The organism is Flavobacterium sp. (assembly GCF_035760125.1).
Lineage (GTDB): Bacteria > Bacteroidota > Bacteroidia > Flavobacteriales > Flavobacteriaceae > Flavobacterium.
This window is the reverse complement of sequence record NZ_DASTTN010000301.1, coordinates 1-6,213: the sequence shown is the minus strand read 5'-3', so window position 1 is coordinate 6,213 and position 6,213 is coordinate 1. Positions and strand designations below refer to the sequence as shown.

At 35.1% G+C, this 6,213-nt stretch carries 9 protein-coding genes; 1 reads left to right on the top strand and 8 read right to left on the bottom strand.

Going from position 1 to position 6,213, the window contains the following annotated elements:
• From VFS71_RS10860 to VFS71_RS10825, 8 genes are all read right to left on the bottom strand, one after another.
• A partial coding sequence (locus VFS71_RS10860) for an IS1096 element passenger TnpR family protein (protein ID WP_326401249.1) occupies nucleotides 1-366 on the bottom strand: 366 nt, incomplete at its 3' end.
• Nucleotides 367-483: 117 nt separating this feature from the next.
• On the bottom strand, nucleotides 484-1,083 hold the full coding sequence (locus tag VFS71_RS10855; protein ID WP_326401248.1) for an HPP family protein: 600 nt from the start codon (nucleotides 1,081-1,083) through the stop codon (nucleotides 484-486).
• An 8-nt stretch (nucleotides 1,084-1,091) separates the two neighbouring features.
• A complete protein-coding gene (locus VFS71_RS10850; protein WP_326401247.1) occupies nucleotides 1,092-2,372 on the bottom strand; it encodes a chloride channel protein in 1,281 nt (426 codons plus the stop codon).
• A 118-nt stretch (nucleotides 2,373-2,490) separates the two neighbouring features.
• Complete coding sequence (locus VFS71_RS10845; protein WP_326401246.1) at nucleotides 2,491-2,880, bottom strand: VOC family protein; 390 nt, start codon at nucleotides 2,878-2,880, stop codon at nucleotides 2,491-2,493.
• On the bottom strand, nucleotides 2,877-3,137 hold the full coding sequence (locus VFS71_RS10840; protein WP_326401245.1) for a hypothetical protein: 261 nt from the start codon (nucleotides 3,135-3,137) through the stop codon (nucleotides 2,877-2,879). Before VFS71_RS10840 ends, VFS71_RS10845 begins: the two co-directional genes overlap by 4 nt.
• 84 nt (nucleotides 3,138-3,221) lie before the next feature.
• A complete protein-coding gene (locus VFS71_RS10835; RefSeq protein ID WP_326401243.1) occupies nucleotides 3,222-3,680 on the bottom strand; it encodes an SRPBCC domain-containing protein in 459 nt (152 codons plus the stop codon).
• 444 nt (nucleotides 3,681-4,124) lie between these two features.
• Nucleotides 4,125-4,577, bottom strand: a complete 453-nt coding sequence (locus VFS71_RS10830) for a YciI family protein (protein ID WP_326401241.1) — start codon at nucleotides 4,575-4,577, stop codon at nucleotides 4,125-4,127.
• A gap of 13 nt (nucleotides 4,578-4,590) precedes the next feature.
• Nucleotides 4,591-5,058, bottom strand: coding sequence for a DinB family protein (locus VFS71_RS10825; protein WP_326401239.1), 468 nt, complete (start codon nucleotides 5,056-5,058; stop codon nucleotides 4,591-4,593).
• Between the two features lie 146 nt (nucleotides 5,059-5,204).
• Between VFS71_RS10825 and VFS71_RS10820 the strand changes: the two genes are divergently transcribed.
• On the top strand, nucleotides 5,205-6,213 hold a 1,009-nt coding region (locus VFS71_RS10820), incomplete at its 3' end, for a carboxypeptidase-like regulatory domain-containing protein (RefSeq protein WP_326401237.1).

The following is a 6,213-nucleotide window of genomic DNA, read 5'->3' as shown; positions in this document are numbered from 1 at the left end:
TTCTGGATATGTATTACCTACAACTTGTTCTTCAATAGCAGCCAATTCCACTAAGAATGTCCACATATTGATAAAGTCGTAAACATAAATAATCTTAGTGTTTTCCTCGTCTAATATATCAGATAATTGATAGTCACTCATGATTTTTTGCTCACCTGGAACATCTCCTGTATCAAACATAGAAATTTCATCTTCTTGATTCCAAGTTTCGTCACAGGTATAGAAAGAAGCTACTTCCATTCCGTCAAAACCAAATGAATTGAAAATCGCGTTGTGTAAATCTTCTAAAGTGTCTTCTGCAAGTATTGCTATGTCCCTAAAAATGTCTTCCTCGGCATCTAGAATGACTCTGAATTTATAAACCATAATCTTTGTTTTTATTGAAAGAGCAAATGTAAAGTTTAATTTTAGATTTCAGATTTATGAATCGGGTTTTGTTGAAAAGATTTTATTTGAATTGTAGTAGAATCAAAATCAAGCTGACTACTTTCCAGTCAATCGTTTTCTGAATTTATGATAGTGTTTGTGATAAGTGCTATGACTTGGATACGTTCGGCTCGCAGTCATATTGTTAAAAATTAAAGCTGTTAAAAGTAAAATCAATACACCAATTAGAACCGGCGAGAACACATACATATAACCTAATGCTTTTATTTTGTCGGAACCAATGACTGCTATCAGCGCGGTTGCTCCTCCCGGGGGATGCAGCGTTTTAGTAATTTGCATAAAAATGATAGAAAACGAAACAGCTAAGGGAGCTGCTATCCAAATAATATCGGGAACTAATTTATGAACGGTAACGCCTATTAGAGCAGAAATTAAATGTCCTCCAACCAAGTTTCTGGGCTGTGAAAACGGACTTTGAATAATGCCATAAACCAATACACTCGAGGCTCCAAAAGAACCAATTAAGTACACGGCATCATTTCCCTTAAAATGGATTGATTGTATGTAAGCCAGAATTCCAATTCCGACAAACGAGCCTAAAAATGACCAAAATTGTTCTTTATAATCAACTAAAGTTTCTTTGTAAAGTATATATCTTGTTTTGCGATAGGTTCGCTTTATTTTTTGGACAGGCATAAAATCTGTTATTTTGCTAAACTAGGTGAGTAAGTATAAACCGTAAATGGATAAATCATTTTTGCGGTGTATTTTGAAATCAGGCAGACTGCTAAAATAGGAATGAATAAAGTATAATCATTTGTCAATCCGCAAACTAGAAATATGGACGTAAAAGGTGCATGAATACTGGCACTTAGGACAGCTGCCATTCCTATAATCATAAAGTTGACTGGAATTACCTGTGTATTAAAAAAGGTGTTTAAAATAGAAGCCAGCAATAATCCTAAAAATGCACCAATAAAAAGACTCGGGGCAAATACACCACCATCACCACCAGATGCTAATGTTATGGAAGTTACAATCGGTTTTAAAATCAATATTCCAATAAAAGTCAGAGCCAAAGTTATCGTTAACGGAATTTCATTCGAGTTGCCAAAGATGACTTTTATCGAGTGATATCCTTCTCCGTATAATTGAGGAAAAATAAATAAGGAGATGCTCAAAACTACCGAACCTAATATGATTTTGTAATAATGTGTTTCTATTTTTGAAAATTGGGATTTAAAAAACAACACACATCTCGTGAGATAAACAGAATTTAATCCTGCCAAAATTCCTAAAAGGACGAAATAAGGAATTGCTTTTAGGTGCCAAGTTGTAATAGAAACCGTAAATAATGGTTCTTCATTTAATATTGAAAGCAATCCGAAAGCAATGGAAACAGCAATTACATTCGATATAACAAAAGCGCGGGTTACTTTTCTGGAGATAACTTCTAATGCAAATAAAATGCCAGCAATAGGGCTGCTGAATAAAGCAGTAATTCCGGCTGCAACTCCAGCACAGATTAATTCTGTTTTATACTGGCGAAATACATTTTCTTTTTGTTGGGCAACAGAACCGATAGTGGCTGAAGCAACTACAGTTGATACTTCAATTCCAGTTGAACCACCAAAAATAACAGTTAATAAACCATTTATAAAGTGGGATGGAATTTTATAAGTTGGTAAATTTTTTGATTTTGACTCAGTGCTTTCAAAAACTTCCTTAATGCCTTTGTTTTCTTTTTTTCTAAATAGATATTGTCTTAAAAAATAAATTACTGAAAGTCCAAAAACGGGGAAAAGGATATAAAAAAGCGGATTTATGGTAACCTGATGAAAGAAGATTTCTTCGTAATACTCCGTAATTTTCTTGAGTGATAGCCCTAAAAATGCTGAAAGAAAGCCTATTAAAATGGAAACGATAACTAATTTTCGGAACTTAATGAGTTGATGATTTTTTTTGATTTGCGCCGTTTTATTCATCAGAAGTAATTTTTTTTTGCATCGCAATTTTTATGCGAATCGCAAATTTAGACAATCAAATCGGTTTCCGAAGAACAAAAACTGTTATTTAAAATGTTAAAATTGCCGAATTAGGAATTTATCGTTCGTAAAATTCAATAGGAAGTTGGTCAGGATCTGCGATAAAAGTAAATCTTTTGTGGGTCATTTCGTCAATACGGATAGGTTCTGATTCAATGTTTTTGGAGTTCAGGAAAGCAACTGTTTCATTCAGATTTGTAACTTCAAAAGCCAAATGCCTTAAACCTGTGGATTCGGGTCTTGAAGGACGTTTTGGCGGATTGGGAAACGAAAATAATTCGATGATGTAGTCACCGTTGAGAGCCAAATCAAGTTTGTATGACTCACGCTCTTCACGATAGATTTCCTGAATGACGGTCAATCCTAAAATGTCAATATAAAAATGTTTGGATTTTGAGTAATCCGAGCAAATTATGGCAATGTGGTGTACTTTGTTTATGTTTATCATTGTAAATAAGTCATGTTCGGCAAATTGGCTTCTGGGTTTTGTTCCAATGCTTTGGTGTGCAATTTGTCAATTAATTTTTTTGTGTTCTCGATAGAATTGATTCTGAAAAGAAACAGTACTTCATTTTCATCATCTACATTTTGCCAAATATGCTCCAGATACATTTCTTCGGAAGCATGAAAAGCTCTGTCATTTTCTAAAACTCCTTTTATGGTTTCAAAAGGAACATTTCTGAGTGTTGCTAAAAGATGTGGCATTTTTTTAGTTTTTTAGAATTATTGAAAACTTTTATATGTGAGTTCGATTATTTATTTTTGGAGTAAAGGTACTTCTTGAAATCTTTATTTTTCACAAAGTTCTTTCAACTTATCGAGTGCTTTTGGGTAGGTCTGGTTCATATAATCTAAAAAATCTTCAAAGGTATCTAAATCAACAGTAATAGTTGTAGTTCCATTGTTTTCTTCGAAGGTATAGTTTTCAAATCCGTTTGCCCATTTTTCCACTTCTGGTCCTGCTGTAATTTCCTTGTTAGCTTTCAAAAGACCATAATGTTGAATCGAAACAAATCGGTTGGGAATGTTTTCAGCTATCCTGGAAACCATACCTCCCTTTTCTCCTTTCTCATCTACTCCAATAAATAGAATTTTATTTCCCTTGTCCCAACCTCCTTCATAGGTCGATGTCGGGTTAAACAAAGAAGTCCATTGCTCATAAGTTGATTTACTGTTGATGCCGAGCATGAAATCATAAATCTTGGTCACAGGTGCGCTGATGCTTACTTTGAATTGTAACTTTTTCATGATATTAATATTTGTTTAAATTAATTTTTATAGTTGTTGTTTTTCGTCATACTTAGCAGTCCTTTAACATAGCCTATAATTCATTTACTAGGTCTGATAAAATTACTTCAACCTACCCGAATTTGGTTAGCTTGGTCTGAAAAATTTCTAGTTGTACCTTTTTTTAAATATAGAAAGTAATAGTTACAAACTTACAAATCGTGAATTTTGTTTATTTTGACCATTTTTATGCTCCGCCTAGCAAAATAGTGTATTCGAAGAAAAAATAATGCCTGATACGAGCTTCCGTCTCCGTCAAACGAGCTTCGGAATGCCTCACGCAAGCTTCGGACTAGCAATTAAAGTCTTCGGATGGTTTGTTCAATAATTTGTTATTCTTTTTGGATATCCATAAAAGTTTTTGTTCGGTACTAATCAAACTTCCTTTTGAATAAAAAACTAGAATTATTTTTTTGTAATTTTTTCGTGAATCTTCAAGGTTTCCTGTAATGCCGCAGTACCGTACCAAGGAGTCAATTCGACTTCAAAAATATTTGCTTTTACGGCGGGATCGGTGGCAACAAGTGCCTGTGCTTCTTCTATTGTGGCAACATTAAAGATGTAAATTCCCCGATAGTTTCTGTCATTTTTCATGAAAGGTCCGGCCAAAACCAGTTTACCTTCTTTAGCGAGTTTGGTGATGTTGTCCATGTGTCCCTTGAACAGGTTGTTTTTTTCTTCGGCTGTGGCCGTGGTGTTGCTACCTGTTTTCAAAATGCAAAATACATACTGCTTCATCCCACGTTCGTCTGCATTTAAGGATTTAGCGAGTTTTTCATCATATTTGGATTCGGTTTCCTGTGAAAACCCAATTGCTGCAATGCAAAAAAATGCAATTAAAAGGATACTATTTTTCATTTAAATGTCTTTTTTAAGAATGTTTGAGTAACTTTTTGAGAATAACAATTTGCCCTAAATGATAAACATCATGCTGGATTATTCCGTGAATATGCTCGTAATAGGTGTGATTATTGTTAACGTATACTTTTTCGAAATCATTGTCGTCAAAGTTCTCAAAAAAAGCATTCCACAATTCCTGAGATTTTGCCAGATTTTGGAGTGATTGATGCCAAGCCACTTCAGATGGGTCTAATATAGGTACAAAATAATTATGGTCGGGAGTTGTGATTGTTTCTCCTTGAACACGCCTCAAAATATTCCTTCTCCATTGTATGAGATGATTGACAATTTCCCAGATCGTGTTCAAATCAGGATTGATTTTCCTGTAGGCCTGTGCTGCAGTTATATCTTTTAAAGTGTCTGCCAAAGTGACCTCAAGCCACGGATTACCATTGTAAATGGACTGATATAGATTTGAAATTCTCTTACTTTCTGACATATCAATGATTTTTTGCAATTACTAGCTAAGATACAAATAAGTAATTGACGATTCATCCCTAATTTTCCGCAATTGGGTCAGAACAATTTCAATTCCTTTTTTTTCTGAATGACATTTGTCTCATCAAAATCATCAAAACCGTCATCATGAAAACCATTTTATTCGCATTCGTTTCTTTATTTAGTTTTACACTCTTTTCGCAAACCACTATTTCGGGTAAAATTGTTAATGAAAAAGGAGTTCCAATCGCAGGTGCCAATGTTTATATTGAAGGCAGTTATGATGGCGCTTCCACTTCTGAAAATGGTGATTTTGCATTTGCCACCACCGCCACCGGAAATCAAAATTTGGTTGCAAGCTCTTTGATTTACGAAACTGCGAATACAGTCATTGATGTAGCCCATTTTAAAAATCAAACAATTAAACTTAGGGATAATGTCAACACTCTCGATGCAGTTATAATCACAGCAGGTTCATTGGATTCAGGAAGTAAAGCTCGGGTATCGGTGTTGAAACCTTTGGATATCGTGACTACGGCAGGTTCTGTTGGAAATATTGTGGCTGCCCTGCAATCCTTGCCAGGAACGCAAACGGTAGGCGAGGACGGAAGATTGTTCGTTCGCGGAGGCGAAGCCAATGAAACTCAAACTTACGTTGACGGGATGCGAGTGCCACAGCATTATGGAGCAACACCTAATAATTTGCCAACCCGCAGCCGATTTTCTCCATTCCTTTTCAGCGGTATTTCCTTTTCTACTGGTGGATATTCTGCGGAATATGGCGATGCTTTGTCGAGTGTTTTGCTTTTGAATACAATAGACGAACCGGATCAAAGTAAAACGGAAATCTCAGTAATGACTGTAGGTGTAGGTCTGGGAAATACTCAAAAATGGAAAAAGAGTTCTTTTAGCATCAATACTTCCTATATCAATTTAACGCCTTATCAGGCACTCGTTCCCCAGGATGTGGAATGGAAAAGTGCTCCACAGGCTTTGTCTGGGGAAATGGTGTACAGATACAATTTTGAAAGAGGAATTTTTAAGATGTATGCTGCTTTTGATGCTTCCAAATACATAATTAAACAGGAGAATATCAATTCGGTTGACAAAATTACGGTCGATTCCAAAAACGATAATTTCTATCTTAATTCTTCTT

What these genes read in the sequence shown, in the direction of transcription:
- VFS71_RS10855 (WP_326401248.1), bottom strand. Translation starts at nt 1,083, where the DNA reads ATGCCTGTCCAAAAAATAAAGCGAACCTATCGCAAAACAAGATATATA.
- VFS71_RS10850 (WP_326401247.1), bottom strand. Translation starts at nt 2,372, where the DNA reads ATGAATAAAACGGCGCAAATCAAAAAAAATCATCAACTCATTAAGTTC.
- VFS71_RS10845 (WP_326401246.1), bottom strand. Translation starts at nt 2,880, where the DNA reads ATGATAAACATAAACAAAGTACACCACATTGCCATAATTTGCTCGGAT.
- VFS71_RS10840 (WP_326401245.1), bottom strand. Translation starts at nt 3,137, where the DNA reads ATGCCACATCTTTTAGCAACACTCAGAAATGTTCCTTTTGAAACCATA.
- VFS71_RS10835 (WP_326401243.1), bottom strand. Translation starts at nt 3,680, where the DNA reads ATGAAAAAGTTACAATTCAAAGTAAGCATCAGCGCACCTGTGACCAAG.
- VFS71_RS10830 (WP_326401241.1), bottom strand. Translation starts at nt 4,577, where the DNA reads ATGAAAAATAGTATCCTTTTAATTGCATTTTTTTGCATTGCAGCAATT.
- VFS71_RS10825 (WP_326401239.1), bottom strand. Translation starts at nt 5,058, where the DNA reads ATGTCAGAAAGTAAGAGAATTTCAAATCTATATCAGTCCATTTACAAT.